At 70.6% G+C, this 26647-nt stretch carries 29 protein-coding genes; 23 read left to right on the plus strand and 6 right to left on the minus strand.

Going from position 1 to position 26647, the window contains the following annotated elements:
* The first annotated feature begins 328 nt into the window (after nt 1-328).
* Nucleotides 329-1291, plus strand: coding sequence for a BTAD domain-containing putative transcriptional regulator (locus CU254_RS12110; RefSeq protein WP_050788155.1), 963 nt, complete (start codon nt 329-331; stop codon nt 1289-1291).
* A 150-nt stretch (nt 1292-1441) separates the two neighbouring features.
* Here the strand turns inward: CU254_RS12110 and CU254_RS12115 are convergent, their stop codons facing one another.
* Both CU254_RS12115 and CU254_RS12120 read right to left on the minus strand, forming a co-directional pair.
* A complete protein-coding gene (locus CU254_RS12115) occupies nt 1442-2926 on the minus strand; it encodes a hypothetical protein (RefSeq protein ID WP_037713422.1) in 1485 nt (494 codons plus the stop codon).
* Nucleotides 2927-3463: 537 nt separating this feature from the next.
* A complete protein-coding gene (locus CU254_RS12120) occupies nt 3464-3973 on the minus strand; it encodes a hypothetical protein (protein ID WP_158688008.1) in 510 nt (169 codons plus the stop codon).
* A gap of 238 nt (nt 3974-4211) precedes the next feature.
* Between CU254_RS12120 and CU254_RS12125 the strand changes: the two genes are divergently transcribed.
* A complete protein-coding gene (locus tag CU254_RS12125; RefSeq protein ID WP_009076012.1) occupies nt 4212-4877 on the plus strand; it encodes an HAD family hydrolase in 666 nt (221 codons plus the stop codon).
* A gap of 237 nt (nt 4878-5114) precedes the next feature.
* Complete coding sequence (locus tag CU254_RS12130; protein ID WP_009076014.1) at nt 5115-6236, plus strand: S1 family peptidase; 1122 nt, start codon at nt 5115-5117, stop codon at nt 6234-6236.
* 48 nt (nt 6237-6284) lie between these two features.
* On the opposite strand, the gene CU254_RS12135 is transcribed toward CU254_RS12130, so the two are convergent.
* Nucleotides 6285-7133 carry a formate/nitrite transporter family protein gene (locus CU254_RS12135; protein ID WP_009076016.1) on the minus strand — a complete coding sequence of 283 codons (849 nt, stop codon included), beginning with the start codon at nt 7131-7133 and terminating at the stop codon, nt 6285-6287.
* 160 nt (nt 7134-7293) lie between these two features.
* A complete protein-coding gene (locus tag CU254_RS12140) occupies nt 7294-7890 on the minus strand; it encodes a copper resistance CopC family protein (protein ID WP_009076018.1) in 597 nt (198 codons plus the stop codon).
* A 246-nt stretch (nt 7891-8136) separates the two neighbouring features.
* Between CU254_RS12140 and CU254_RS12145 the strand changes: the two genes are divergently transcribed.
* From CU254_RS12145 to CU254_RS12165, 5 genes are read left to right on the plus strand one after another with little or no spacing between them, the layout of a single operon-like run.
* Nucleotides 8137-8763, plus strand: coding sequence for a hypothetical protein (locus tag CU254_RS12145; protein ID WP_009076020.1), 627 nt, complete (start codon nt 8137-8139; stop codon nt 8761-8763).
* A gap of 4 nt (nt 8764-8767) precedes the next feature.
* Nucleotides 8768-9682: a copper resistance D family protein gene (locus tag CU254_RS12150; protein ID WP_009076022.1), complete on the plus strand. Its 915-nt coding sequence runs from the start codon at nt 8768-8770 to the stop codon at nt 9680-9682.
* Nucleotides 9683-9707: 25 nt separating this feature from the next.
* Nucleotides 9708-10712, plus strand: coding sequence for a plastocyanin/azurin family copper-binding protein (locus CU254_RS12155; RefSeq protein WP_009076025.1), 1005 nt, complete (start codon nt 9708-9710; stop codon nt 10710-10712).
* A 60-nt stretch (nt 10713-10772) separates the two neighbouring features.
* Nucleotides 10773-11276 (plus strand): hypothetical protein, encoded by a 504-nt coding sequence (locus CU254_RS12160; protein ID WP_009076026.1) that lies wholly within the window; start codon nt 10773-10775, stop codon nt 11274-11276.
* The gene (locus CU254_RS12165; RefSeq protein ID WP_009076027.1) at nt 11273-11908 is read left to right on the plus strand and encodes a cupredoxin family copper-binding protein; all 636 of its coding nucleotides are present in this window, start codon (nt 11273-11275) and stop codon (nt 11906-11908) included. Before CU254_RS12160 ends, CU254_RS12165 begins: the two co-directional genes overlap by 4 nt.
* An 8-nt stretch (nt 11909-11916) precedes the next feature.
* Here the strand turns inward: CU254_RS12165 and CU254_RS12170 are convergent, their stop codons facing one another.
* Nucleotides 11917-12357 (minus strand): VOC family protein, encoded by a 441-nt coding sequence (locus CU254_RS12170; RefSeq protein ID WP_009076028.1) that lies wholly within the window; start codon nt 12355-12357, stop codon nt 11917-11919.
* A gap of 74 nt (nt 12358-12431) precedes the next feature.
* Between CU254_RS12170 and CU254_RS12175 the strand changes: the two genes are divergently transcribed.
* Nucleotides 12432-12950: a MarR family winged helix-turn-helix transcriptional regulator gene (locus tag CU254_RS12175; protein WP_009076030.1), complete on the plus strand. Its 519-nt coding sequence runs from the start codon at nt 12432-12434 to the stop codon at nt 12948-12950.
* A 180-nt stretch (nt 12951-13130) separates the two neighbouring features.
* On the opposite strand, the gene CU254_RS12180 is transcribed toward CU254_RS12175, so the two are convergent.
* A complete protein-coding gene (locus tag CU254_RS12180) occupies nt 13131-14615 on the minus strand; it encodes an aldehyde dehydrogenase family protein (RefSeq protein ID WP_009076032.1) in 1485 nt (494 codons plus the stop codon).
* Between the two features lie 291 nt (nt 14616-14906).
* Here CU254_RS12180 and CU254_RS12185 point away from each other — a divergent pair, with 291 nt between their 5' ends.
* The 14 genes from CU254_RS12185 (at nt 14907) to CU254_RS12250 (ending at nt 26634) form a co-directional block, all read left to right on the plus strand.
* Nucleotides 14907-15425, plus strand: coding sequence for a cupin domain-containing protein (locus tag CU254_RS12185; protein ID WP_009076033.1), 519 nt, complete (start codon nt 14907-14909; stop codon nt 15423-15425).
* A gap of 11 nt (nt 15426-15436) precedes the next feature.
* Entirely contained in the window at nt 15437-16375 is a 939-nt protein-coding gene (locus CU254_RS12190; protein ID WP_009076035.1) for a PDR/VanB family oxidoreductase, read from the plus strand.
* Nucleotides 16376-16401: 26 nt separating this feature from the next.
* Nucleotides 16402-16656 (plus strand): hypothetical protein, encoded by a 255-nt coding sequence (locus tag CU254_RS12195; RefSeq protein ID WP_037713424.1) that lies wholly within the window; start codon nt 16402-16404, stop codon nt 16654-16656.
* Nucleotides 16657-16679: 23 nt separating this feature from the next.
* A complete protein-coding gene (locus tag CU254_RS12200; protein WP_009076039.1) occupies nt 16680-16901 on the plus strand; it encodes a recombinase-like helix-turn-helix domain-containing protein in 222 nt (73 codons plus the stop codon).
* The gene (locus tag CU254_RS12205; RefSeq protein WP_037713426.1) at nt 16901-17959 is read left to right on the plus strand and encodes a Rieske 2Fe-2S domain-containing protein; all 1059 of its coding nucleotides are present in this window, start codon (nt 16901-16903) and stop codon (nt 17957-17959) included. Before CU254_RS12200 ends, CU254_RS12205 begins: the two co-directional genes overlap by 1 nt.
* Nucleotides 17960-17975: 16 nt before the next feature.
* On the plus strand, nt 17976-18902 hold the full coding sequence (locus CU254_RS12210) for a VOC family protein (RefSeq protein WP_009076042.1): 927 nt from the start codon (nt 17976-17978) through the stop codon (nt 18900-18902).
* Nucleotides 18899-19678, plus strand: a complete 780-nt coding sequence (locus CU254_RS12215) for an aspartate dehydrogenase domain-containing protein (RefSeq protein ID WP_234392816.1) — start codon at nt 18899-18901, stop codon at nt 19676-19678. The genes CU254_RS12210 and CU254_RS12215 overlap by 4 nt, the downstream gene beginning before the upstream one ends.
* On the plus strand, nt 19675-20463 hold the full coding sequence (locus CU254_RS12220; protein WP_078560755.1) for an alpha/beta fold hydrolase: 789 nt from the start codon (nt 19675-19677) through the stop codon (nt 20461-20463). The genes CU254_RS12215 and CU254_RS12220 overlap by 4 nt, the downstream gene beginning before the upstream one ends.
* Nucleotides 20460-21200, plus strand: a complete 741-nt coding sequence (locus CU254_RS12225; RefSeq protein WP_009076045.1) for a 3-oxoacyl-ACP reductase family protein — start codon at nt 20460-20462, stop codon at nt 21198-21200. The genes CU254_RS12220 and CU254_RS12225 overlap by 4 nt, the downstream gene beginning before the upstream one ends.
* Nucleotides 21201-21211: 11 nt before the next feature.
* Nucleotides 21212-22000, plus strand: a complete 789-nt coding sequence (locus CU254_RS12230) for an SDR family oxidoreductase (protein WP_009076046.1) — start codon at nt 21212-21214, stop codon at nt 21998-22000.
* A gap of 13 nt (nt 22001-22013) precedes the next feature.
* Nucleotides 22014-23639, plus strand: a complete 1626-nt coding sequence (locus CU254_RS12235) for a thiamine pyrophosphate-binding protein (RefSeq protein WP_037713431.1) — start codon at nt 22014-22016, stop codon at nt 23637-23639.
* Nucleotides 23640-23651: 12 nt separating this feature from the next.
* Nucleotides 23652-24224, plus strand: a complete 573-nt coding sequence (locus CU254_RS12240) for a dienelactone hydrolase family protein (RefSeq protein WP_009076048.1) — start codon at nt 23652-23654, stop codon at nt 24222-24224.
* Nucleotides 24225-24361: 137 nt separating this feature from the next.
* On the plus strand, nt 24362-25744 hold the full coding sequence (locus CU254_RS12245; protein ID WP_009076050.1) for an MFS transporter: 1383 nt from the start codon (nt 24362-24364) through the stop codon (nt 25742-25744).
* Complete coding sequence (locus tag CU254_RS12250; protein ID WP_199785883.1) at nt 25741-26634, plus strand: MBL fold metallo-hydrolase; 894 nt, start codon at nt 25741-25743, stop codon at nt 26632-26634. Before CU254_RS12245 ends, CU254_RS12250 begins: the two co-directional genes overlap by 4 nt.
* Nucleotides 26635-26647 lie beyond the last annotated feature (13 nt).

Here is a 26647-nt window from a genome sequence, read left to right on the forward strand (position 1 = left end):
CGAAGCGGCGGAATCGGCGCCCGGTGTCCGCTGCGGCGGCGGATTCCGGTGGTATGAACGCGGCGGATGCCGGATAGCGGGTGCGGGTTCGGCAGGGTGCCGGGAAAGCCGGGAGGCGGCCGCCGAGGCCCGGGAATGGTCCGCGCCACCTGCGGCCGCTTCGGCGAAAGAGGTGTGCGGTCGGTTTTCCGATCACTCGTTGTCGGCAAGTCCTGGCGTGGGAAAGTAAAAGACCAACAAGGCAAAGGCGTTCCAGGTGAGATCAATGCGACTAAGCTTGCCTAGCACCGCCTCGACGGCTGGTCCGAAAGCAGCAGCCGGTGCGGACGTGCTGCGCGAAGACGCCGAGACGCACGGAGGGACCGGCCGCGGTCCGCAAGGCGGCCGCCTCGGTTGGGACGCGGTGCCCGTCTCCATGCCCGGCCTCGCTGCCAGCGGCTTTCTGGCCGCGGTGCCTGAGCACGGCTTCGGGCCGGATGCCGAGTGCGGAGCGATCGGGCGGCACTCGGCGACCGAAGTGCCGCGCAAGGTGGCGATCTACGCGCTGGGCACTTTCCGGGTCACCCGAAACGGCGTCGCCGTGCCGAGGACGGCGTGGCAGTCCCGCAAGGCGCGAGACCTGTTGAAGGTCCTCGTTTCGCGCAGCCGGCCCGTGCCCCGGGACCAGCTGATGGAGGTCCTGTGGCCCGGCGTCGATCCCGGCAAGTCCAGCAACCGGCTGTCGGTGCTGCTCAGCACCGTGCGCCAGGTTCTGCAGCCGGTCAAGGACGACCCGCAGCCGTTGCGCACCGACGGCACCACGGTCTGGCTGGACGCGAACCTGGTGAGCATCGACGTCGCGGAATTTCGCACGACCGCCGTCTCCGCGGTGGAAGCGCATCGCGCGGGCAGGTCCGAAGCCATCGCGCTCCTGTACCGGGGCGCCGCCTTGTACACGGGGGACTTTCTCGAGGACGATCCGTACGCGGACTGGGCACAACACACGGTCGAAGAACTGCGCGCCTTGCACCAGGCGGTACTGCGCGCCCTGATCCACCGCTGCCAGACCAACGGCGACGTGGACGAGGTCGTCCGCCACACCCTGCGACTCCTCGAGGACGACCCCTACGACGAGCAGGCGCACGTGAATCTGATCCAGGTCCTGCTCACGGCGCGCCGGGTCGGAGAAGCCCGCCGCCGCCACGAGATCTACCGGCGTGCCATGGACGAGATCGGCGTCGAACCCCGCGCGATGCCCGCACTCCGGCCGCAGGCCGCTGCGCTGCCGAATTGGCCGCCTAAGGCGTTGTGATTTTTTTGCGGTCGAGATTCTGTTCGTGTCTGGGCGGTGGCGGTAATCTACCCGGCGCGTTTGTTCGAGCGGGGAACTGCGGTAATCCTCCGCGGCGGCGGGTCCACCGGCCCGATCCGGCCGCGCCGCGCCGCCGGATCGGACCGGGTGTCAGGGATTCAGCGCCGCGAAGGCGAACGGGACGGCCTCTTCCCGCTCCTGGCCCGGGATCGCCCCTTGCGGAGCCCGCAGGTTCGGCGGGCTGTACGGCACGATCGGGCACACGTAGCCCAGGATCTGAATGCCGGGGATGGTGAGCGACTGGCCGTCGAAATCGTGGGAGATCTTGGTTTCCTCGGTGGAGTGCGCGTGTTTGCCGGAAACGGTGAACGGGCCCCAGCCGACGTTGAGGTCCTGCGAATCGGCCTCGCGGATGATCGACTTGTCGTCTTCGCTCCAGTCCGCCTTGATGGTCACGTTGCGGACGGCGATGAAGTTCTTGGTCAGCAGCGGCCAATGCTCGTCCTTCGTGGCCCCGCCGGGCCCGCCGGAGATCCCGCCGGGCGGGTACTCGTTGTTCGACCAGGAGGGAAGGCCCAGGACGAGGAATTGCATCCACGTCCGGTAAAGGCTGACCGACATGAACTCGAAGCTGATCTCCATGCTCGAGGTCTTGGTGCTGGAGGTCTTCCGGTCGTGCTCCGCGCTGGCGCCGCCGTTCGCGCCGCTGAACCATGCCCAGATGCCCTGCTCGACGCCGGCCTGAGCCGACCAGTCGTCCGCCTCGGACTGGTCGACCTGGTCGAAGTGCTTCCGGTCGTAGGTCACCTTCGCCCATCCGGTGGGGTCGGTGGTGCTCAACCACGTTCCGGGCAGCGCGTAGACCAGCCGGTAGAGCTTCTCCGCCGCTGCGCCGTCGAGTGCGTAGCCCGCGTTGCGGTAGCGTCGCTGGGCATCGGCGAACGTGACGGTGACAGCGTCGTTGACCGTGGTGCTCATCCTGGCGATCGCGTCGATGACCTCTTGTGCGCCGTCGGCCATCATCTGGTCGTAAGCCCGCTGCACCTGCTGGTAGAGCGCCGCGCCTTCGACCGGCCAGTTGTCGAGGTTTCCGGACTTTTTCGCCGCCAGGTAGGCGTGGTTGTAGGAGACCTTGGCCTGGTCGTAGGCGGTGCTGTTTTGCAGGTAGGTCGAGTAGGCCGCGCTGGGGACGGTCTTCTTCGTGACCTTGCCGCTGAACGGGTCGGTGATGTCCACCTCCTGGTGAAGGAAGCTGTAAGCCTTCTGGTACGCCTCCTTCTGCTTGGGGTCCGGCTCGGGCGCGTGGACTTGGACCCCTTCGACCACTGAACCGTAGACGTCGTCGAGTTGGCGTCCGTTCGGGGCGAACCGGTGGGACCGGCGGGGGATGTCGTTGAAGAACAACGCCATCCGCTTGGCGTTCTCGGTGCTGCCTTTCGGGTCGCCCGGCGTCCAGGCGTTGGCGAAGTCCGACGCCAGGACCGCCTGTCCCGGCATGCACATCGTCAGCATGGTTTCTTTCTCGTCGAACGGCGGTGCGACGGCGCTGTTGTCGCCTTGGCCGGTGAGCCCGGCGAACAGACCGGAGTAGATCGCGTAGACGACGCGCTTGAGATCATCGGATTCGGAAGTCATGCCATGTCCCATCGACGATGCGGGTCGCGGCCGAATGCCGCGCACTCCAGCGTGACCGCACGCCGAAGCCGGAAACAACCGCCGGGCAAGGGTTTCACCCGCTGCCTCCACCGGACGAGCGTCGCCGACAAGGCGTCCCCGCACCGCGGGTAACCGCACCGGCCACGGCGAACCGTTGCCCCACCTGCGGTCCCCGTCTCGCGGCCGCAAACCGCCGAGCCGCCGATCACTGACACGGCGGGCACCCGAACGAGCAAGCTGCCGACGGTGAACCCCTTCGGGGCATGGAGTTCGACTAGGGGTGAGCACCGTCGGCGCGTGCTTGCCGCTGGGGAGAAACCCTTCCCTCACAAGGAGTTGAGCGGCCTACTATCCGATGACCTGCCACCTGGATGTTGGCATTGCGCCAGTGAGGCTGGCCCGGAGGTTCTTAGTCTACAATGGACGGTTGGAACGCGAAGGTGGTGCTGATCGATCCGGCCGACCGCGGGCGACGAGCAGAGCGGTGTCCGGTTGGCCCTTCGCGATGAGGTCGGTTCAGTGCAAGCACGGGTTGAGGCCGTCCGTCGTCTGGATCCCCGGATCGGCGGGATCTTGGATCTCGAAGGCGGTGGATTGCCCCACGACGTCCCAAGACCTGCCGTTCCAATTCGAGAATTCCGCGACGGTGCCGGAGGTCTGGTTGTTGATGAACGACCTGATCCGGTCGCTCCAGCCGGACAATCCGATGTTGACGAACCCGCAGCGGTAGAAATTCCATTGGATGCCCTGGGTTCCCGGCTGGTCGTAAATGCAGAGGTTTTCCCACGGGCACGGTCCGCCGTTCGGGGCGAAGGTCGCGATCACGCCGTTCGCGAGCTGGACCGTGTTGACGCCGGTTATGTGTGCTCCTGGATTCGCCGCGACGAGTCCGTCGACCGCCGCTCGCGTGGCCCGGGCGGTATCTCCGGAGCGTTCGGCGGCATTCGCCGTTCCTGGGGGCAGCGCGAGCGGGAGCAGCGCAACTGCTGCCGCTGACGTCAGAGTCTTGCGGATAGCGTGTTTCATGAAGATCATCTCCACGTAATCAGTTCCGGGGAACCCGGCCGTGCGGATCGATAACCGACCCCGAAAAGCGGGGCTGCCGCGAGGGTCGCACTTGTCGTGGGGACCGTTCCCCGCTCGGCCCCCAGCAACGGGTCGCTCGACGAAGGGCCTGCGGCACCGCGGTGCTCGGGCTGTGGGTAGACGATGCGTCCACCGGCGAGAGCGGTTAGCTGTCCGCGACAGTGGGTAACCAGCAGGTGTGCCAGATTCCCCCATCGCCGTCCTTGACATCGACGGGACGCTCATCGATTCCAACTACCACCACGCTCTCGCCTGGTACCGGGCCCTGCGGTCGGTGGGCGAGGTGTTTCCGGTGTGGCGGCTGCACCGGCTGATCGGGATGGGCGGGGACCAGCTCGTCGCCGCGGTCGGCGGGGAGGAGCTGGAGCGCCGGGTGGGCGAGAGGGCCCGCGAGCGGCAGGGCAAGGAGGTCGACGCGCTGCTCGAGGAGATGGCGCCGTTGCCGGGCGCCCGCGATCTGCTCGTGGCGATCAAGGAGCGCGGCCACCGGCTCGTGCTGGCCAGTTCGGCTCAGCAGCGCCACGCGGAGGTCTTCCTGGACAAGCTCGACGCCCGCGACCTCGCCGACGACTGGACCACCAGCGCCGACGTCGACGCGTCCAAACCGGCTCCGGACCTGCTGCATGCGGCGCTCAAGAAGCTGGGTGCCCCGCCTGACGCGCCGGCGGTGATGGTCGGGGACTCGGTGTGGGACGTCGAGGCGGCGAAACGAGCCGGAATGCCCGCGATCGTCGTCCGTTCCGGCGGCTTCGGAGACGACGAACTCCGGGAGGCGGGTGCGGTCGCCCTGTACGACACTCCGGGGGATCTCGCGAAGGCGCTGGACGACACTCCGCTCGCCTGAGCCGGGCTTTGCCTGGGGCACGGAAGATCGGATCGAACCAGTTCACGTCAAGGTGCCTGATCCGACACCGCCCATTTGAGCGGCGGCGACGCGGCTGTTGCCCGGAAGTCCGTTCCGGCGTGAACGAACGGAGCAGTCGCGGCGACAGGTTTCGGACAAAACGCGGGCCGCGGCTGGACCGGCTTCGCGCACTCGGCCGACAGTGGGTTTCTTTCCCCCGGCCTTCGAGGAGTTCCGATGCGTCGAAGAATCACCCTCAGCCTCACCGGTGCGGCCGTTCTCGCGGCGAGTCTTGCCGCCGTCGTCCCGCCCGCCGCTCAGGCGTCGCCCGGCCTGGTCGCGGCTATGCAACGGGATCTGGGCCTCAGTGCCGGACAGGCGCGGACCCGGCTCGGGCAGGAACTGACCGCGTCGCGGCAACTGCCCGCCGCTCAGCAGGCGGCTGGCGCGGCGTTCGGCGGGGCCTGGTTCGACCCGGCTCTCGGCAAGCTGGTCGTCGGCGTGACCGATCCGGCCGTGGCGGACGCGGTTCACCGTACCGGCGCGGAAACCGTTCCAGCGCAGGTAACGGCCGCGGCGCTCGACGCGGCGAAGACCTCCCTCGACAGAGCCGCCAAGGCGAAGCAAACCCCGGCTGAGGTCAGCGGCTGGCACGCGGACCCCCGCACCGGCAGCGTGGTCGTCACCCTTCAGCCTGGCGCACACGGCCCGGACGTCGACGACTTCCTCGCCCGAGCCCGCGAAGCAGGCCCGGTGACCGTGTCGACGGGTGCCCGGCCGCGGACGCTCTCGGCCGGTACCGTCGGCGGAGATCCGTACTACATCAACGGAAACACGCGCTGCTCGATCGGATTCTCGGTGCACGGCGGGTTTGTCAGCGCCGGGCACTGCGGCAGCAAGGGCAGCTCCGTCGTCGGCTGGGACAACTCCGCGATGGGCACGTTCGCCGGATCTTCGTTCCCCGGCAACGACTATTCCTACATCACCATCGGCAACGGGTGGTGGACCGCGCCGGTCGTGCTCGGCTGGGGCACGGTCAGCGACGTGATCGTCCGCGGTTCGGCGGTCGCGCCGGTCGGCTCGTCGATCTGCCGCTCCGGCTCGACCTCGCATTGGCACTGCGGCACCGTGCTCGGCCTGAACGAGACGATCAATTACGCCCAAGGCGCGGTTTACCAGGCGACGCACACCAACGCGTGCGCGGAACCCGGCGACTCGGGCGGCTCCTTCATCACCGGCGACCAAGCCCAAGGCGTCACGTCGGGCGGGTTCGGCAACTGCGGCTCCGGCGGCGAGACCTGGTTCCAGCCGGTGAACGAAATCCTGCAGACCTACGGTCTGTCGCTCGTCACCGGCTGACCCGTCCGGACTGCGGTGCCGGCCTCGGCACCGCAGTCCGCGTCCAGGTCAGCTGCCGGTGGTCGCGAGTTCCTCCGCCGCCGGGACCGGGGGAGCGGTCGCGCGGGAACGGCTGCCCAGCAAGGCGTACGCGGCACCCACGAGAAGCCCGCCGCCCACCAGGTTTCCCAGGCCTACGAACAGCAGGTTGCGGCCGAACGCGCCGATCGTCGCGCCGGGCACTCCGTCCATCAGGCCGAGGGAGAAGGTCGTCATGTTGGCGACCACGTGCTCGAATCCGGAGCTGACGAACGCGAGCAGGCACCAGAAGATCAGCGCCAGCTTCGCGCCGTCCGACTTCGTGCGCGCGGCCATCCACACGGCGAGGCAGACCAGGAAGTTGCACAGCACTCCGCGGAAGAACAGCGCACTCGCGGATTCCGCCGTTTTCGCCTTGACCAGGCTCGCGAGCAGAGCCGCGCCGGGGCCGGGGTGGCCGCCGGCGGCGCCGATGGACAGCACTCCTCCTTCGTGCACCAGCCAGGCGAACACGATCGAGCCGAGCAGGTTGCCCGCGAACGACACCACGATCACCGCCGCGGCCGTGCCGGCTCCGCGGCGCCGGACGAGGGCGCCCTGCACCATGGTCATCATGTTTCCGGTGGACAGTTCCGCGCCGGCGAACACCACGGCGGTCAGCGCGATCCCGAACACCAGTCCTTGCACGGTTTTCGTCCACGGCGAACTCGCCGCGTTGAGGGGTCCGGTCGCGGACAGCAGCAGCACGACCGCCACGCCGATGAACGCACCGGCGAGCATCGAGCTCACCAGGTAGCGGCCGGGACGGCGCAGTTCCGCGATCTTGCCGTCGGCGACGTCTGCCTGCAGGTCGAGGGCTTCGGGTACGGGAATCGGCATGGGGCGAGCCTTTCCGGGCGAGAGGGGGGCAGGTACCGGGGCATTCGATCGCGCGGACTCTGCGTCCCGGTAGCGCGGTGATCAGCATCCGGTGTCCGAGTGCGCACAGCCCGCGCCGCCGGTGGTGAATTGCCTCATCCGGCGCACAACGGGCATTCGGTCATTCTCGTGACGGACCGCGCGAAATGCGGGCCGCGACGATTCCGCCCGCGATCAGCAGCACCGCGGCGGCGGCCACCCAGACCCACGGAGGCACGTCGCTCTCGCTGGCGGTCGAGGCCGCGGCGGTGGACGGCGCGGGAGCAGCGGGGGACGGCGACGCGGGTGCCGCTGCGACGCCGGGGCCGGGCTGGGTCAGCGTGAAGGAGTAGGAGCCGGACACCGGATGCCCGTCGGCGGAGACGATCCGATAGTCCACAGTGTACTTTCCGGCCGGGCCGAGCGGTTTCGCCGGCGCGGTGAGAACGGCTCCGGAAACCGTCGGCGCGCCGGATTCCCAATGCGTCTTTCCGTCCGGACCGAGCAGCGCCAATTCGGTGAATCCGCTGTCCAGCGGCTCGTTGAAGGTGAGCACTATTTTCGCCGGCCCGGTCGCGATCGCGGAATCCTTCGCCGGAGTGCTCGATTCCAGAAAGCTGTGCGCCTCGGCCGCGGTATGCGGCAAAAGGACAGCGGCCAGCGCCAGAAGAATTGCGGCAAGAAGGCGGATGCCGAGTCCGTTTCGGCGGGACGGGGAAGTGCTGGAGAGCGATCGCATGAACCCTGCTTCCGGAAGGGAATGTATCGGAACGGGATGGTCTCGGCACCTCGTTGTCGGCAGTGCGTCGGACGCGCAACGGCTGCGTTAAATAGTTCTCACCGCCGGACGCGGGGGCGAGTTCACCGATTGCCCGAAGTTGTTCGGAGATCAATTTTACTTTCCCGTCATGGTCGCGTCGGCTGGCGAAACGCGCGGTCTGGTGTGGTGCTCACTCGTCGAGTTCGATCCGCGCGTCGGGAGGAAATGATTGTGGTGGCTTCAGCCGGGCGTGGACTGCGCCGGGATCACGTGGTCGCGGCGAGTCTGGCGGGCGCGGTGGTGATCGTCGTCGGGTACGCGTCGGGAATCGGATTGAAAACGACCACGGCGGGCGCCCCGGCGTCTTCCGCGCCGGCTCCGGCTCAGGCCGCGCCCGCGCCGCAACAACCTTTGCCCAACGGAGAACTGCCCCCGGCGGGTGCGGTGCAGCCGATGCCGCCCGTGCCGGACGGCGGACCCCCGCCCGCTGAACCGCCGCCCGCCACCCAGATGCCGATGCCGGACGCTCCGACGGGACAACCGCCAGTGCCGACCGGGGAAATCCCGCAGCCGTCCGGCGATCCGGCGCCTCCCGGCTCGACCGGACCGACCGGACCGACCGGACCGACCGAGACGCCGCCGAGTCCGCCGCCGCCCGGGGCTCCGACGTGCCAGCCCGGCGCGGTGCAACCGGTGCTGGACACGGTGAGCGGACTGCCGCTCGTCGGCGGTCTCGCGTCCGGGGCCGGGCTGACCGGTCCGGGCGGGATTCTCGCCACCCTTCTCGGTTCCTGTCCGGCGCCCGCGAGTCCGGCGCCCGCGGCGATCCCGGCTCCGGCGAGCGGGGGCTGAACCGGTGGATCTCGGCTCCGCGAAATTCTGGTACGTCGCCGCGCGCTGCGCGGATTACGCCGGGCTCGCCCTGTTCGTCGGCGGCATGGTCTTCCTCGCGCTGCTGTGGCCCGCGGGAGCGGACTCCCGCCAGGCCCGCGGCGTGCTCGGGACCGGCTGGCTTCTCGGCTTCGCCGGGACGGTGGCCGGTCTCGGGCTGCAGGGCGCGTGGGTGGCGCAGCGGTCGCCGGCCGACCTGTTCGACCCGGACCTGCTCGGCCAGGTGCTCGACAGCCAGTTCGGCCGGATCTGGTTCGCCAAGGCGCTGCTGTGGATGCTCGGCGGGGTGGTGCTCGCCGACGTGCTGCAGCGCGGCGAACGGGCCGCGCGGTCGGCGGGATGGCGGGTCGGCGCGGGCGTGGTCGCCGCGGGGCTGCTGCGCACGACCGGCTTGACCGGGCATTCCGCGGAGAGCGCGCGTCCGCTGCTGAGCCAGCTGGCGGATTTCGGGCACCTGGCGGGCGGGTGCGCGTGGGTCGGCGGGCTCGCGATGCTGCTGTTCGGGGTGCTGTCCCGGCGCGATCCCGGCGAACTCGCCAGTGTCGTACCGCGCTATTCGAAACTCGCCTTGGTCTCGGTCCTGGTCGTGCTCGGCGCGGGCGTCGTGCTCGCGGCCGGGACGCTGGGCGACCCGGGGCGGCTGTTCACCTCCGGCTACGGCCGGATCCTGCTGACGAAACTCGCGGCGCTCGCGGTGGTCCTGCTCTTCGCCCAGGCGAGCAAGAGCTGGGTCGCGCGGCGGCTCGACTTCGCGGTGGTGCTGCGCGGCGACGCCGGCGCGCTCCGTCCCTTCGTTTATTCCGTCGCCGCGGAAGCCACGCTCGTCGTCGTGGTGCTGTTCGCGGCGAGCCTCCTCGTCACCGCCAGTCCCGGCCGGTGAACACCCCTGGAAAGGAATCTCCTTGATGGACAACCCGGAACCCACCTCCGCCGAAACGCGGCCGGACGCCCCGCCCGCGGCGGGCAGCCGGCGCCGCTGGCCGATCGCGGTCGCGGTCGGCGCGCTGGCGCTGGCCTTGGTCAGCCTCACCACGCTGCGCACGGGGCAGCAGACGGCTCCGGTCGCCGCTCCGAGCACGGCCCAGGTCGATCTCGCCGCGCTCGCGAAACAGAGCCCGCTCGCTGTCCCGTTGTACCAAGGTCTCTCGCAGCAGCAAGGCGGTGCCGCGGCGCCGGCCGCCGCGCAGGCCTCGGCGGGCTCGGCCAAATCGGTCGAGATGAGCGGGTACAAGTTCTCTCCCGCCAGCCTGACGATCACCGCGGGCGACACGGTGACGTGGACCAACCACGACACCGCGCCGCACAACGTCGTCGTCACCGACGGCCCGGAGAAGTTCACGTCGCCGACCCTGCAGACCGGCGGCACCTTCTCCCACACCTTCACCAAGGCGGGCACCTATTCCTACTACTGTTCGATCCACCCCGACATGAAGGCGACCGTGACCGTGCAGGGCGCGGCCCCGCCGTCTTCGCCGACCGCGCCGCCGTCGTCGTCCTCGACCCCGACCGCGCCCTCCAGCCCGACGCACACGATGCCGATGCCCACCGACGCTCCGCCGGGAACCTGCGTGCCCAAGGCGGTGTTGCAGCCGATCCTGGACCACATCAAGGCCGCGCACCTGGAGGAGTCGCCGGGACAGCAGGCAGCTGATCTGCTGAATCTCGACCAGTACATCAAAACGCACACCGTGTGGCTGGAAAGCGTGCTGAAGCCGGCGTTCGACGGTTCGGCCGACAAGGTCGTCACCGACACGCTCGCGCCGATCATCGCGCACATCAAGTCCGCACATCTCGAGGAGTCCCCGGGACAGCAGGTGACTGATCTGCTGAACCTGGACCAGTACATCAAGACGCACACCGTCTGGCTGGAGAACGTCCTGACGCCGCTGCTGAACCAGGCGTCCTGCTGACCGCCGGCCCGGGGCGGGCGCCGTGCCCGCCCCGGACCGCCCTCGACCCCGGAGGCTTTCGTGCCCACTGACACCCGGTTCCTGCCCGCAGCGGGCAGCCTCGACGCGGAACCCGGAGTCCACCGGCTCCGGCCTGATCGCCGCGTGCTGGAGCTGACGCTGCGGCTGCTCGGAATTCCCTTGCTGCGCGGACGGTTGACCGTGCGCAGCGCCGAATTCAGCCACGATTCCCTCACCGCCGAAATCGACGGCAGCTCATTCCGGTCGCGCGTCCCGTTGCTGTCCGCGATGGTCACTCGGGAACTGGGCGAGGTGCGGTTCACCGGAGAGGAAATCGCCGAACAGCCGTCGACGGAGTTCGCCGGGCGGCTGGACTTCGGCGATTCGACCCGCGATCTCGTTCTCGGCGGCGAACTTCGCGAGGCAGGGGACGGGTGCGTCATCCTTTGGCTGCGCGGTACTTTGCCGCCGCCTCGCCGTCCTCTTCGGACAGCCGGACGGATCGCGCGGCTCCTCGCCCGACGGCCGGTCCACGTCGAGTTCGCCGGGGAGTTCGTGCGGTGAAACGATTTTTCGCCCTCTTGGCCGTCGCTGTCCTGGGCACGCTCGCCGCACCCTTGCCAGCCCCAGCCGAGGCCGCCAACCAGACGGTGATGATGCAGGACTACGCCTACTCGCCCGCGTCGCTGACCGTGCGCGTCGGCGACACCGTCACCTGGGTCCAGCACGACACCGCGCCGCACGACGTGGTCACCACGAGCGCGCCCGTCGCGTTCCGCAGCCCGCAGCTGTCGCAAGGGCAGAGCTGGAATTACACGTTCCAGACCCCGGGAACCTATTCCTATTACTGTTCCGTGCATCCGGACATGCGGGCGCAGGTCATCGTCCAACCTGCGCCCGCCGCGCCGCCGTCACCGCCGGTGACGCGGTCGTCCGCTGCCGCCCCTGCTTCCCGGCCCGCGGCCGCTCCGAGCCGTACTGCCGCGGTGGCGCCGCCGGTGGCCGCCGCACCGCCGGCACCGTCCACAGTGGCCAGTTCGGTCGCGCCGAGCGAGTCCGCGGCCGCGCCTGCCTCGGCGCAGCCGGTCGCGCAGGCGGCGGCGACCACCAGCCTCGACCCGAAACTGCTGGTCGCCGGTCTGGTGACGGCGGTCGCCATCGGGTGCCTGTTGCTGCTGACCTCCCGGAAAGCTTGACGTCCGGGTCAGCTCAATTCTTGAGCGAGCCCCACGACGATATTCTCCGGCCCCCGGACATAACACAGCAGAAAGATGTTCTCGAACTGCACCACTTCGTCGACCAATTCGGCTCCGCGTGCCTTCAGCCGGGCGAGCGTGTCCTCGAGGTCGTCGACCGCGAACATCATCCGGCGGATGCCGAGCGTGTTCGCCGGAGCCTTCCACGGCTCCGGCGCGACCGCCTTCGGCTCGTGGAATTTCGCCAGTTCGACCCGGCCGGGACCGTCGGGGACGCGCAGCATGGCGACGTCCTGCCGGACGTCCCGCAGCCCGACCACCCGTTCCGCGCCGCGCCAGTCGAGGGGGCCCTTGTTTTCCAGTTCCAGCCCCAGTTCGACGAAGAAGTCGATGACCGCGTCGAGATCCTCGACGACGATGAGGACGTTGTCCATCCGCTTGACCGTCATGCGGTCACCGTAGTCCCCTCCGGGAAATCTTAGTGGTGCTATTCTTAGCGGAAAGCTATTCACGGGGGTGCCGGATGCCGAAGCGTACCGAGCCGGACGAGGTCGACGAGATGCTCGCGCAGTGGCGCGCCGAGGTGCCGGAGGTCGACACGTCGCCGCTCGCGGTGTTCGGGCGCTTGCATCGTTCGTTCGACCGGTATCAGCGGCAGCTGACGCGCGTGTTCGCCCGGCACGGGATCACGGTGGCGGACTTCGGGATCCTCGCCGCGCTCCGGCGGGGCGGCGCGCCGTACCGGCGCACGGCGGGCGACCTCGCCGACACCAACCTGCTCACCACCGGCGGTATCACCCAGCGGGTCGACAAGCTGGTGCAGGCCGGCCTCGTCCGCCGCGAACGCGACGAGGACGACCGGCGGGTCGTGTTCATCGGCCTCACCGAAGAGGGGCTCGCGGCGACGGACAAGGTCATGCACGAGCACTTTCCCAACGAAAACCGCATGCTGGCCGGGCTGACCGCGGCGGAACGCGCGCAGCTGGCGAAATTGCTGGCGCGGTTGGAGCGGTCTTTGGACGAGGCCGAGTTCGGCGACTGAACACCCGCGTCGGCTCAGCGTCAATCGCGGGAGCCGAGGAACAGAGCCCGGCCGAGCGCCGCTGCTCGGACTGAACCGGCAACGGCGCTCGGCCGTCGGGCGCGGCGAAGGCCACTGGCCCGTCGACCGGGCATTGCCTCGCGCTGAAAACCCGAAGCTACGCGTCCTTCTCCGGGCTGCTCACGCCCGTGCCCACGGGATCGGCTCCTCCGCCAGGCTCAGATACAGGCTCTTCTGCCGCTGATAGCTCCGGATCGCGGTGCGGCCCTTGTCCGTGCCGAGGCCGCTTTCCTTGGTGCCGCTGAACGGCGTCGAGATGCTGAACTGCTTGTACGTGTTGATCCACACCGTCCCGGCCTCGACGCGGCGCGCCAGGCGGAGCGCGCGGCGGTAGTCGGCGGTCCAGATGCCGCACGCCAGGCCGTAGACGGTCGAGTTGGCCTGGGCGACCAGGTCTTCCTCGTCGTCGTACGGCAGGAGGACGCCGACCGGGCCGAAGATTTCCTCCTGGCAGGTTTTCGCGTCCGGCGGGAGACCGTCGAGCAGGGTCGGCAGGTAGTACGCGCCGCGCGCCAAGCGCTCGTCGGAAGGGATTTGCCCGCCGCAGCGCACCACTGCGCCTTCTTCGCGGGCGCGGTCGACCATCGCGGCCACCTTGTCGCGGTGCGCGAACGTCGCCAGCGGACCGACCTGGGTGGCCGGATCGGTGCCGGGGCCGAGACGCAGGGCGGAAGCGGCGGCGATCAGGCGGGAAGCCCATGCGTCGTACTGGCTGCGCGGCAGGAAAATCCGGGATCCGGCGATGCAGCTCTGCCCGGTCGACGAGAAGATTCCATACAGGATTCCGGCGACGGTCTCCTCGACGTCGGCGTCCTCGCAGACGATCGTCGGGGACTTGCCGCCCAGTTCCATGGTGACCGGGATGATCCGGTCCGCGGCGATCCGGCCGAGGACGCGTCCGGTGGCGGTGCCGCCGGTGAAGGCGAGCTTGCCGACCAGCGGGTGGCGGGAGAGCGCGTCGCCGACGACCGAGCCGGGGCCGGGCAGGACGGACAGCAGGGCGGGCGGGATCCCGGCGTCGTGGACGAGGCGGGCCAGCGCCAGCGAGACCAGGGGAGTGGCTTCGGCCGGTTTGAGCAGGACGGCGTTTCCGGCGGCCAGCGCAGGGGCGATTTTCTGGGCGTCGCTGGCGATCGGCGAGTTCCACGGCGTGATCGCGCCGACGACGCCGATCGGTTCGTGCACGCTCATCGTCAGGTGCGCGCCGCGGCTCGGCGGGAGTTCGCCTTCGAGCGTTTCGAGCGCGGCCGCGTAGTACCGGAAAGTCCCGGCCGCGCTCGCGACCAGCGCGCGGGTTTCGCCGAGCGCCTTGCCGGTGTTGCGGGTCTGCAGGAGGGCGAGTTGCTCGGCGTGGTCCTCGATCGCGTCGGCGACGCGCACGAGCAGCCGGGCGCGCTGGTGCGGCAGCAGGTCTCGCCACGCCGGGTCCGCGGCCGCCGCGGCGCCGGCCCGGGCGGCGGCGTCGACCTGGGCGGAGTCGGCGGCGTGGATCGAGGCGACCGTCGAGCCGTCGGCGGGATCCACGCACGCGGACGCGGGACCGCCGCCGCGCTGCCAGTCGCCGCCGACCGGGATTTCGTCGGGCGGGACGGGGAAGGGCTGCATGGCGAAGTCCTTTCGGCGCGGAGGACGGGGATGCGACCGAGGAAACCTTAGACCTAAGATTTCGTCAAGACCCGGCCCGGCCAAGGTCCGTGAAGGACTCCTTGAAGGAATCAGATTCCCTCAAGGAGTCCTTCACGGCGCGCGGGCCGCCGCGAAGACGCCGCGAAGAATTTTAGGCCTAAGGGGTTGTGCGGATCACAGGCCGCGGGGTACAACCCTTATCAGTAAGTCTCTTAGACCTAAGGCATTCGGCGGCGAGCCCGCCGAGGACCCCGGAGGAGTTGCCCCGCGATGACCACCACCGAAAGCAAGCACCAGCACCTCGAGGAGCTCATCGACTCGTGCATCGCCGCTCGCGAGACGCGGTACGAGGACTGGGACACCCTCGGTTTCCAGGCCGCCGCGAAGGGCGACGAGTTCCGCCGCGCGCAGATCCGCTACATCGGCTCCGGCGCGACCGGCAACCACGAGGGCGACGCCCGCCAGCTGCCCTCGGAGCACTTCACCTTCTCCAACATGCGGCTGCCGGTCGGCGCGATCGGCCCGGAGCACACCCACCACGACGTGGAAGAGGCGTTCTTCGTCCTCGAAGGCACCCTGGAGGTGACCGTGCACGACGTCGAGGACGGCACCAAGACCGCCACCCGCGTGCTCGGCTACCGCGACCTGATCCGCGTGCCCGCCGGGGTGCCGCGCAGCCTGCGCAACGCCGGCGACACCGACGCGCTGTTCTGCGTCATCATCGGCGCGCAGAAGCCGCAGCTGCCGACCTACCCGCCCACCTCGCCGATGCACGGCGTCACTCGCTGAGGACGACCGCGATGCCGACGATGCTGCGGGTGCACCGGACGACGTGGCTGGCCGACCGGGTCACGCAGGTGGAACTGCGCGACCCGGAAGGAAAGCCGCTGCCCGGCTGGGAGCCGGGAGCGCACCTTTCCCTGCACCTGCCGAACGGGCTGGTGCGCGAGTACTCCCTCTGCGGCGACCCGGCCGACCGGTACAGCTGGACGGTCGCGGTGCTGCGGGAGGAGTCCTCGCGCGGCGGCAGCGCGTGGGTGCACGAGCGGCTTACGGCGGGAAGCTTGATTCCCGTCGAGGGCCCGCGCAACACCTTCGAACTGCACGACGCTCCGGAGCACCTGCTCGTCGCCGGCGGCATCGGCGTGACCCCGATCCTCGCGATGGCCCGGAAACTCGCCGGCGGCTCCGCGCCGTGGTCCATGCTCTACTGTGGACGGTCGCGCGGCGGGATGGCCTTTCTGGACGAGCTTTCCGGCCTCGCCGGGGACCGGCTGGAAGTGCACGCCGACGACGAGCACGGCGGTCCGCCCGATCTGGCCGCGAGGCTGGCCGGGCTCGCCCCGGGCACGGTCGTGCACTGCTGCGGCCCCGAACCGCTGCTCCGCGCGGTCGAGGCGGCTCTGCCGGAGACGGCCATCCTGCGGGTCGAACGCTTCCGGGCCCCTGAGGCTCCGGCCGCCGCACCGGGAACGGGATTCGACGTTGTGTGCGCCGGTTCCGGGACCCGGGTTTCGGTGGCCGCCGACGAGTCCATTGTGGACGCTCTCGGCCGCACCGGGATCTCCGTGCCGACCTCGTGCCGCGAGGGCGTGTGCGGAACCTGTGAAACGAAGGTGCTCTCCGGCGAGCCGGACCACCGCGATTTCGTGCTCGACGACGACGAGAAGGCGACCTCCGGGACCATGATGCTCTGCGTGTCGCGGTGCCGGTCCGCCGAACTCGTGCTCGATCTGTAAGAAGAACCGATCTTGAGGAGCCGGCCATGGCCGGACACACCCACCGGCAGCTCGCCGTGCTGCGCGCCGCCGCCGCGGGGCACGTCGAGATGACGTGCAGCCGCGAACCGCACCTCTACGTCGACGGCCTGGCCTGCTGCGACCCGACGCTCGGGCATCAGCTGTCCGGGCTGCTCGCCCCCGAACCGGCCGCCCCGCGCGGACCGGGGCTCCGGGTGCCCGCGGTGCTCACCGCCGCCGGGCAGGCCGCGCTGGCCCGGCCCGCCCCGTCCGCCGCCTGACCACGAACCGAAGGGAACGCCCGATGCCGCTGCAGCTGCGGCCGGTGCAGAGCCGCACCGCCCCGCCCACGAGCTACGAGAACGCGCTGGCCGACGAGCTGGAAGCCGTCTACGGCCGGGGCGTGCACGACCTGCCCGGCGTGGTCTCCGCGCTCAACGCGGGCGGCCTGCGCCCGGCGGACGGCTCCGACTGGACCGAAGAGACGTTCGCCGCCGAACTCGCCCGGCTGGCAGGGGAGGCGTGATGGCGACCAAAACCGCCGAAGAACTGCTGGCGCTGGGCCTGCGCGACCGCTGGTACCCGCTGTGCCCGTCCAGCACGGTCAACCGCGGCGAGCTGACCCGCATCGAACGCGCTGGGGAGCAACTGCTGCTCTGGCGCGACTCCGCCGGGGTCGTGCACGTCCAGGAAGACCGCTGCCCGCACCGCGGCGCGCGGCTTTCGCTGGGAGTGCACATGGGCGACCGGGTCGCCTGCAACTACCACGGTGTGCAGGTGGACGGCGACGGTGTCGTGGTGTCGGTGCCCGGCAGCCCGGGGTGTGCGCTGGAAGGCCGTCGCGCGCTGCGGACGTTCCCCGCCGAAGAGCACGCCGGCGCGGTGTTCGCCTGGTTCGGCCTGGACGAGACCGCCGAGCCGGCGCCGCTGCGGCTGCCGGACCCGATCGCGGGCGGCGAATGGGACAACTTCCTCTGCTACGTCGAATGGGAGGCGCCCTACGGCTACTCCCTGGACAACCTGCTCGACCCGATGCACGGCGCGTTCCTGCACCGCAACAGCCACACCATGTTCGGCGGCAAGCGCGAGGCCGTCTTCCAGATCCGCGCGATCGACGACGGGTTCGTCTTCGAGAAGACCGACCAGCGCGGCGTGAACTTCGACTGGGTGCAGCTCACCGACGCCGGCGCGCAGTGGGTCACGCTCGACATCCCGTATCCGGACACCGCCGGTCCGGGCGGCGCGTTCACCATCGTCGCCGCGCTGTGCGCGATCAACGAAACCCAGCACGCGGCGTTTTTCTGGCGCTGCCGCCAGGTTTCCGGCTGGGAACGCGACAGCTGGCGCGTCCTCTACCGCAACCGGCTCGAGGCCCGGCACTGGGCGGTGCTGGAGCAGGACCGCGAGATGGCCGAGGCGATGCCGCTCGACGCGTGGGACCGGGAAAACCTGTACCAGCACGACATCGCGCTCGTCCGGATGCGCCGGCTGCTGCGTTCGGAAGCCCGCCGCCAGGCCGCCGCGCTCGCCGCACCCGCCGCCGCACCGGCTCCGGCCGAGCCCGTGCCCGCCCCGACCCGCTGAAGTCTCAGGAGGCCCCATGTCCGCCGAACCCATCGCGCGGCTCCGCGCCCTGCGCGCGGTGACGCTGCGTTCGACGCAGTGCGCCGATTCCGGCGAGTTCTACCGCGAAGTCTGGGGGCTGCAACAGGTCGAAGCCGACCGCGGCGCCGTGTGGCTGCGCGGTTCCGGCGACGAGCACCACGTGCTCCAGCTCGAACAGGCCGACCAGAACGCGCTCGGCAAGATCGCGTTCGCGCTCGCCACCCCGCGCGAGGTCGACGCGGCCGCCGCCCGGCTGGCCGCGCACGGCGTACCGCTGGTCACCGAACCCGGCAAGCTCGACCAGGTCGGCGGCGGGTACGGCCTGCGCTTCGCCGACCCGGAGGGCCGCTTGGTGGAGCTGTCCGCCGAGGTCGAGGCGGTCGTGCCGGGCGATCCGTACGGACGCGCCGCGGTGCCGCGGAAGCTGGCGCACGTCGTGCTCAACACGGTCGACATCGACGCGGCCTGCGAGTTCTACACGCGGGTGCTGGGCATGCGGATCTCCGACTGGTCCGAGCACCAGATGGCGTTCCTGCGCTGCAACGCCGACCACCACGTGATCGCGTTCAACCAGGCCGATTTCGCGTCGGTGAACCACATCGCGTACGAGATGAACTCGATCGACCACTTCATGCGCGGCATCGGGCGGCTCAAGCACCACGGCGTCACGCCGCTGTGGGGCCCCGGCCGGCACGGTCCGGGCAGCAACACGTTCGGCTACTTCGCCGACCCGGCCGGGCTCGTCTGCGAGTACACCTCCGAGGTCGCGCAGGTCGAGGAGGACGCGTGGCTGTGCCGGGTGTGGCGGCGCACGCCGGAGCTGTCCGACCTGTGGGGCACCGCGGGCCCGCCGTCGAAGGACGTCCGCGCGCACATGCGCGGCGTGCCGGATCCCGGCTACTCGGCGTGGTGGCAGTCGTGAAGGTAGGAGTGCTGGGCGCGGGGTCGATCGGTTCCGTCGTCGCGGAAGCGCTGCGCGACGGCCGGGTGCCGGGCGCGGAGCTGGCCGGGGTCGTCGATCCGGCGCTTTCCCCCGCCGGACTGCCGATGTGCGCGCTGCCGGAGCTGCTGTCCGCTTCGGACTTGGTGGTCGAGGCCGCGGGGCAGCGCGCGCTGGCGGACGCCGGTCCGCAGGTGCTGTCGGCGGGGTGCGATCTGCTGGTGGTTTCGGTCGGCGCGCTGGCGGCGGACGGATTGCTGGAGAAGCTGCTCGCGGCCGGACCGGGCGCGGTCCATTTGTCGACTGGCGCGATCGGCGGGCTCGACCTGCTGCGTTCGGCGGCGCTGCTCGGGCAGTTCGAGCGAGTGGTCATCGAGACGACGAAGAAGGCGTCTTCGCTGGTCCAGCCGTGGATGTCTCCTGCCGAAGCAGAGGAATTGCGGCAGGCGACCGCGGCGGTCGAGTTGCGGCGGGGGCCTGCGCGGGAGATCACCGCGGCGTTCCCGAAGTCGGCGAACGTGGCTGCGTCGGTGGCGTTGGCGGTGCGGGATTGGGACGTCGTGGAGGCCGCGGTGATCGCCGATCCGGCCGCGCCGTTGACCTCGCACGTGATCACCGCGGTCGGTCCGGCGGGGGAGTACCGGTTCGAGATCCGCAACCGGCCGTCGCCCCAGACTCCGACGTCGAGCCAGGTCGTGCCCTACGCAGTGCTGTCCGCGCTGGAAGCATTGGCGACGCCGAGGGCGGTGTTCCGGTGATTTCCACAGTGGACGGTGTGCAGGTCCGGATCGCCGGGGACGGCAGTCCGGTGCTGTTGCTGCACGGCATCGGCGGTTCGAGCGCGTCGTTCGACGCACAGCTCGCTGGCCTGGCGCCGAAACACCGCGTGCTGGCTTGGGACGCGCCGGGCTACGGCGGCTCGGCGGATCCGGAGAAGCCGTTGGGCATGGCCGGATACGCGGCGCTCGTCGGCCGTTTGCTGGCCTCGCTGGACGCGGCGCCCGCACACCTCGTGGGCGTGTCGTGGGGCGGCGTGATCGCGACGCGGGTCGCGCTCGATCACCCGGAGGTCGTGCGGTCGCTGGTGCTGGCCGATTCGACCCGCGGTTCCGGCATCGACTCCGAGCGGGCCGCGGTGATGCGGGCCCGGCCGAGCGAGCTGAACCGGGTGGGCGCGGCGGAGTTCGCGCGTCGCCGGGCCCCTCGGTTGCTCGCGCCCGGCGCGGATCCCGCGGTGGCGCATCGGGTCGAGGACATCATGGCGGGCATCCGGCTGCCCGGCTACACGTCCGCCGCGGAATCGATGGCCGAGACGGATCACGGTCCGCGGTTGTCGCGGATCGCGGTGCCGACGCTGGTGCTCGTCGGCGAGCACGACCAGGTGACCGGCGTGTCCGAGTCGCGGCGGCTCGCGGCGTCCATCCCGGGGGCGCGGCTGGAGGTCGTTCCCGGCGGGCACGCGGCGAATCAGGAGTCGCCGCGCCGGTTTTCCGCCGAGGTGCTGGACTTCCTGTCCGAAGTGGACTCGGTGGTGGCGCGATGAAGGATCGGCTGTATGTGGTCACCGGCGCGGGCCGCGGTCTAGGCTGGGCGATCGCCCGCGAGATCGGCAGGCAGGGCGGTCGCGTCGTAGTCGCCGAACGGTCTCCGGACCGGGCCGCGGACGGCGTAGCCCGGTTGCGGGCGGAAGGCGTTGCGGCACATCGGATCGACACCGATGTAGCGGATCCGGCGTCTGTTGCGGCCTTGGCGGAAGAGGTCGCGAAACTCGGGCCACTGCACGGTTTGGTGAACAACGCGGCAATGGCGGACGGCGTGGGCGGCAAGCACTTCGCGGAGCTGGACGTCGAAGCGTGGGACACGTTGATGACCGTCAACGCTCGCGGCCCGTGGCTCGTCTCTCGCGCGCTGTATCCGCAGCTTGCGCAGACTGGCGGACGCATCGTGAATCTCGCCTCCGACGCCGCGCTGTACGGCTCGCCCAGGCTGGTCCAGTACGTGGCCTCGAAGGGCGCGGTGATCGCGATGACCCGGGCGATGGCGCGGGACGGCGGCCCGGACGGCGTGACCGTCAACGCGGTCGCGCCCGGGTTGACCGAGGTCGAAGCCACCGCGGGCATTCCGCAGGAACGGCACGACCTGTACGCGCTGAACCGCGCGCTGACCCGGCCGCAACAGCCGGAGGACGTCGTCGGTTCGGTCGCGTTCCTGCTGTCCGACGCGGCCTCCTACATCACCGGCCAGACCCTCGTGGTCGACGGCGGATTCGTCTGCAGCTGAAGGGAAAACCCGTGGATTTGGGATTGAAGGGCGCGGCGGTGCTCGTGACCGGGGCCAGCTCCGGCGTCGGGCTCGCGACCGCGGCCGCGCTGCTGGCGGAGGGCGCGCACGTCGCCGCCTGCGCCCGCGACGGCGTCCGGCTGGAGAAGGCTCTCGCCGATCTGCCCCGCGCCGATGGGGCCCGGCTATATACGGCTTCCTGCGACGTGCTCGACGAGCAGCAGGTGGAAACGTTCGTCGCCGACGCTGCCCGCGAACTGGGCGGACTGACTGGGGTCGTGAACAACGCGGGCCGCTCGCTGATGGCGCGGCTCGCCGAGACCACCGACGACCAGTGGCGGGACGAGCTGCACCTCAAGATCTTCTCGGTGCTGCACGTCGTCCGGGCCGCGTTGCCTTGGCTGCGGGCGGCTTCGAATCCGGCCGTGGTGAACGTGAACGCGATCCTCGCGCGGCAGCCCGAACCCCGGTTGGCGGCCACTTCGGCGGCCCGGGCGGCGCTGCTCAATCTCTCCACGACTTTGGCGGCCGAACTGGCCGAGGACGGCGTGCGGGTCAACTCGGTCTGCCTCGGCCTGGTGGACACCGGACAGTGGCGGCGCCGGTACGAGGCTTCCGGCAGTGATTTGTCCTTTGTGGACTGGTCGGCGGAGCTGGCCGCCGATCGCGGGATCCCGCTGGGCAGGCTCGGCACTGCCGAAGAGGTCGCTTTCCCCATCGTCACGCTGCTTTCGCCGCGTGCCTCCTACGTGACCGGCGCGACGATCGACGTCGGCGGCGGCATTGCCCGTTACGTCTAGAAGGGACGGACCCATGAATCACGGTCACGGAGGCGAGCTGCTGGTTCGCCTGCTGTCCGAAGCCGGAGTGGACACCGCCTTCGGCGTGGTGAGTGTGCACAATCTGCCGCTGGTGGAAGCGGTTTCGCAGCATCTGCGGTTCGTGCCGGTGCGGCACGAGGCGGCCGCGGTGAACGCCGCCGACGGGTTCTCGCGGGCCAGCGGCGGCCTCGGCGTCGCGATCACCAGCACTGGCACCGGTGCGGGCAACGCGGCGGGCGCGCTGGTGGAGGCCCTGACGGCGGGCAGTCGCGTGCTGCACGTGACCGGCCAGATCGACTCCGAATTCCTCGGCAGCGGTCGCGGCGTCATCCACGAGACCCGTGACCAGCTCGGCATGCTGACCGCGATTTCCAAGCACGCGGCCACGGTCACGTCGGTCGAGACCGCCGAGGAGACGCTGCGCGCGGCGGTCCGGCACGCGCTTTCGGTGCCGAGCGGTCCGGCGAGTGTCGAATGGCCGATCGATCTGCAGTACTCCCGGCACGAGTTCCGTCCCGGCTCGCTGGAGCCGACTCCGATCCCGCCGCCCGACGCGGCTGCGCTCGCGGAAGCCGCCGAATTGCTCGCGACCGCACGCCGTCCGGTGTTCTGGCTCGGCGGGGGAGCGACCGGGGCGCGCGACGAGGTGCGCGCGCTCGCGGAACGGCTCGGTGCGGCGGTGTTCACCAGCAACTCCGGCCGCGGCACGGTGCCGGAGAACCACGAACTGGTCGTCGGGAACTTCGCCGCGCACGAGTCGGCCGCCCAGCTCCTCGCCGACGCCGACCTGCTCGTCTCGGTCGGCACGCACTTCCGCTCGAACGAAACCAAGCACTACCACCTGAAACTGCCCGAACGGCACTTGCAGATCGACGTGGACGCCGAAGCGCTGGGCCGGGTCTACCCGGCCACGGTCGGGGTGCAAGGCGACGCCGCAGCGGTACTGAGCGGATTGTCCACTGTGGAATCCGGTACCGAACCTGGCTGGCGCGAACGCGTCGTCGAGACCCGGAAAGCCGTGCGGGACAAGCTGAACGAGGCGATCGGCCCGTACGCGGAGATCTGCGCCGCATTGCGCGACGGTCTCCCGGCCGAGTCCGTGATCGCCCGCGACGTGACCATCCCGTCCAGCCAGTGGGGCAACCGGCTGCTGGACATCCACGACCCGCGCACCAACGTGTTCCCGGTCGGCGGCGGCATCGGACAGGGCCTGGCGACCGGCATCGGGGCCGCGCTCGCGACGCCGGACGCGCCGACCGTGGTGATGGTCGGCGACGGCGGTCTCGCGGTGCACCTCGGCGAGTTGTGCACCCTGGCGCAGGAACGGCCGTGGCTCGCGCTGGTCGTGTTCAACGACGGCGGGTACGGCGTGCTGCGCAACATGCAGGACCACCACCGCGGACAGCGGGCCGGCGTCGACCTGTACACGCCGGATTTCGCGCGCATGGCGCAGTCGCTGGACCTGCCGCACGCGCTGGTGTCGAAGCCGGGCCAGTTCGCCGACGCGCTGGCTAAAGCGGTGGCCCAGCAGGGGCCGTTCGTGATCGAGGTGGACGTGACCGCTTTGCCCGCCACGCCGCGGCCGTTCGTGCCGCCGGTGCCGGTTCCGGAGAGCTGAGGGAGACCAGACGTGGGAGGCACCATCGAAGCTGCCGAAGTCCACCATCACGGGCACGGGCCCGCGAACCGCCGCCGCCGGGTGGTGCGGACGTCCGCGCCGCTGCTGGTGCGGCATCCTGCCGGCCGCGTGCGCGGCGCGGTGCTCGTGCTGCACGGCGCCGCCGGGCTCGACGAACCCGTCGAAAACTGCTGCCGCACGCTCGCGAGCTGCGGATACGTCACGGTCGCGCCGCTGTTCTACTACGAGACCGGCGGCCACACCTTCGGTCCGGACAAAGCGGACGCCGCCTTCGCCGCGCTCGCGCTTTCCGACCTCGAAGCCGACCTCGCCGGCGCGCTCGACTACCTCGGCGCCCGGCTGGGAATGCCGCGCCACCGCGTGGCCGCCGCCGGTTTCGGCGCCGCCGCCCACCTCGCCGAACTGGCGGCGGTGGACCTCGCCGCCGCTCTCGGACCCGAGCCGCCACCGTGGCCCGGCGCGCCCGAATTCGACCCGCATGCGCCCGATCGGCTCGTGCTGCCCGCCGGACCGTCCGCCTCGGACGACCTGGTCCGGTTCCTGGACGCCGCCTCGAGTCCGTGAGGGGAACCCTGACGGACTCAGAGTCCCTCAGGGTTCCCCTCACGGACAACAGCCGCCCACAGCGCCGCCTCGAGTTCCTGGCATCGCGCCCGAAACCCCCTACGATCGATTGCACGCTCCGGCTCCGAGGAGGGCCCATGAGTATCGCCGCCACCCCCGAGGTGACCCAGCGGGACATCGCCGCCCGGCTGGAACGGCTCCCGATGTCGCGCTGGCAGGTCTCGATCCGCCTGATCATCGGCATCGTCACGTTCTTCGAGGCGTTCGACCAGCTGCTGATCGCCTACACCCTGCCGGTCATCGGCCGCGAATGGCACATGACGACCGCGTCCAGCACCGCGACGCTGACCATCGGCTCGATCGGCATGCTGCTCGGCGCGCTGGCGTCCGGCTGGGCCGCCGACCGGATCGGCCGCGTCAAGGTGATCACGCTGTGCGTCGCGGTCACGGCCTTGTGCAGCTTGGCGATGACGTTGTGCACCGCGCTGCTGCCGTTCCTGATTTTGCGCTTCGTGCAGGGCCTCGCGATCGGCGGTGAAGTGCCGACTGCGGCCGCGTACATCGCGGAGATCAGCCGGGCTCGCCGTCGCGGCCGTTTCGTGTTGATGTACGAGATCGTCTTCCCGGCCGGTCTCGCGGTCGGTGCGCTGGTCGCGGCCTGGGTCATCCCGCACTGGGGCTGGCGTCCGCTGTTCGCGCTGGCCGCGATCCCGGGTCTCGCCGCGGTGCTGCTGCAGCTGCGGATCCCGGAATCGCCGCGCTGGCTCGCGGCGCACGGGCACACGGAGAAGGCCGAAGCGACGATGGCGCTGATCGAGCGCCGGGTCGAGGAATCCCTGGGCCGTCCGCTTCCGCCGCCCGCGGTGGCCGCTGCGGCGCCGGCGACGGCACCCGCCAAGCGCGGTTCGCTGCGCGACCTGTTCGCCGGCCGCTACCGGCGGCGCACGCTGATGGTGTGGACGATCTGGTTCGTCGGCTACCTCGCGAACTACGGCATCACCTCGTGGCTGCCGACGCTGTACAAGGGCTCGTTCCACCTCTCGATCGGCCAAGCGCTCTGGTACAGCACCGCCACGTCGGTCGCCGGTCTCGTCGGCTGCCTGATCGCCGCGCTGGTCGTGGACAAGCTCGGCCGCCGGTTCGTGCTGGCCGCGGGCTTGGGCGGGACGACCGCGATGCTGGTCGTGCTGGGCGCGCTCGGCGCCGGGACCCCGTTGCAGCTGCTGGTGTGGTCGTCGCTCGCGGCGATGTTCAACTTCGCGGTGAACGTCTGCCTGTACCTGTACACGCCGGAGCTGTACCCGACCCGCAGCCGCGCGCTGGGCGTCAGCCTCGGCGGGGTGCTGAACCGGTTCGGCCTGATCCTCGGCCCGATCCTGGTCGGCGCGCTGTACGCGGGCGGCAGCGGGCTCGCGTCGGTGTTCCTGGTGCTCGGCGGGATCTGCTTCGTCGGCGCGCTGGTCGCCGGGTTCTTCGCCGAGGAGACGAAGGGCCGCACGCTCGAAGAGGTTTCGCCGTGACGGACGCGCTGCGCGTGATCCTGCTCGGCACGGCGGCCGGGCCGTACCCGGCGCCGGGCCGGCAGGGCTGCGCGAACGCGGTGGTGGTCGGCGGCCGCGTCTACCTGGTCGACGCGGGCTACGGGACGCTCGGCAAGTACGTCTCCGCCGGGCTCTCCCTGCGCGATCTGGCCGCGGTGTTCGTGACGCATCTGCATTCCGACCACGTCGCCGAGCTGTTCACGCTCTTCCTGCTCGGCTGGGGCCCGGCCAACCAGGGCGTCGTCGATCCGGTGCGGGTCTACGGCCCCGGCCCGGACCCGACCGATCCCGGGCCGCCCGCCGCGGGCACGGCGGGGCTGATCGCGGGGAACCTCGCCGCGTTCGGCCAGGACGTCGCGGTGCGGCAGCGGACCAGCGACCGGCCGCGGCTGGCCGGCCTGATCCACGCTGCCGACGTCTCGGTGGCCGGGGAAACCGTGGTGCACGAGGACGATCGGGTGCGGGTGACCGCTCGGGCCGTCCCGCATCCGCCGCTGCATCTGGCGCTGGGCTACCGGTTCGAGACCGAACACGGCGTGGTCGCCTTCTCCGGCGACACCGCCCGCAGCGACGCGGTCGGCGAGCTGGCCGCGGGTGCCGATTTGCTGGTGCACGAAGCGATGGAGCCCGATTTCTACCGCAGCATCGGCTATCCGCCGAAACTGCTCGATTTCCTGTCGGCCTCGCACACCTCGCCCGCGGACGTCGGCCGGGTCGCCGCGGCGGCCGGGGCTAAGCGGGTCGCGCTGTCGCATCTCGGCCCGGCCGACCCCGCGCGCCTCGACGACGAGGGCTGGCTCCGGCGGGTCCGTCCGCACTACTCCGGCCCGGTCGTCGTGGGCCACGATCTGCTCGACCTCACTGTCTAGAAGGAGCTTTCGC

Source organism: Amycolatopsis sp. AA4 (genome assembly GCF_002796545.1).
GTDB lineage: Bacteria > Actinomycetota > Actinomycetes > Mycobacteriales > Pseudonocardiaceae > Amycolatopsis.

Bases quoted from the DNA above. Each gene is read 5' to 3' on its own strand.
- CU254_RS12200 (WP_009076039.1), top strand. From the start codon at position 16,680: ATGCCGCTGCAGCTGCGGCCGGTGCAGAGCCGCACCGCCCCGCCCACG.
- CU254_RS12130 (WP_009076014.1), top strand. From the start codon at position 5,115: ATGCGTCGAAGAATCACCCTCAGCCTCACCGGTGCGGCCGTTCTCGCG.
- CU254_RS12225 (WP_009076045.1), top strand. From the start codon at position 20,460: ATGAAGGATCGGCTGTATGTGGTCACCGGCGCGGGCCGCGGTCTAGGC.
- CU254_RS12155 (WP_009076025.1), top strand. From the start codon at position 9,708: ATGGACAACCCGGAACCCACCTCCGCCGAAACGCGGCCGGACGCCCCG.
- CU254_RS12205 (WP_037713426.1), top strand. From the start codon at position 16,901: ATGGCGACCAAAACCGCCGAAGAACTGCTGGCGCTGGGCCTGCGCGAC.
- CU254_RS12245 (WP_009076050.1), top strand. From the start codon at position 24,362: ATGAGTATCGCCGCCACCCCCGAGGTGACCCAGCGGGACATCGCCGCC.
- CU254_RS12175 (WP_009076030.1), top strand. From the start codon at position 12,432: ATGCCGAAGCGTACCGAGCCGGACGAGGTCGACGAGATGCTCGCGCAG.
- CU254_RS12180 (WP_009076032.1), bottom strand. From the start codon at position 14,615: ATGCAGCCCTTCCCCGTCCCGCCCGACGAAATCCCGGTCGGCGGCGAC.
- CU254_RS12170 (WP_009076028.1), bottom strand. From the start codon at position 12,357: ATGACGGTCAAGCGGATGGACAACGTCCTCATCGTCGTCGAGGATCTC.
- CU254_RS12195 (WP_037713424.1), top strand. From the start codon at position 16,402: ATGGCCGGACACACCCACCGGCAGCTCGCCGTGCTGCGCGCCGCCGCC.
- CU254_RS12140 (WP_009076018.1), bottom strand. From the start codon at position 7,890: ATGCGATCGCTCTCCAGCACTTCCCCGTCCCGCCGAAACGGACTCGGC.
- CU254_RS12145 (WP_009076020.1), top strand. From the start codon at position 8,137: ATGATTGTGGTGGCTTCAGCCGGGCGTGGACTGCGCCGGGATCACGTG.
- CU254_RS12190 (WP_009076035.1), top strand. From the start codon at position 15,437: ATGCCGACGATGCTGCGGGTGCACCGGACGACGTGGCTGGCCGACCGG.
- CU254_RS12135 (WP_009076016.1), bottom strand. From the start codon at position 7,133: ATGCCGATTCCCGTACCCGAAGCCCTCGACCTGCAGGCAGACGTCGCC.
- CU254_RS12185 (WP_009076033.1), top strand. From the start codon at position 14,907: ATGACCACCACCGAAAGCAAGCACCAGCACCTCGAGGAGCTCATCGAC.
- CU254_RS12120 (WP_158688008.1), bottom strand. From the start codon at position 3,973: ATGAAACACGCTATCCGCAAGACTCTGACGTCAGCGGCAGCAGTTGCG.
- CU254_RS12210 (WP_009076042.1), top strand. From the start codon at position 17,976: ATGTCCGCCGAACCCATCGCGCGGCTCCGCGCCCTGCGCGCGGTGACG.
- CU254_RS12235 (WP_037713431.1), top strand. From the start codon at position 22,014: ATGAATCACGGTCACGGAGGCGAGCTGCTGGTTCGCCTGCTGTCCGAA.
- CU254_RS12115 (WP_037713422.1), bottom strand. From the start codon at position 2,926: ATGACTTCCGAATCCGATGATCTCAAGCGCGTCGTCTACGCGATCTAC.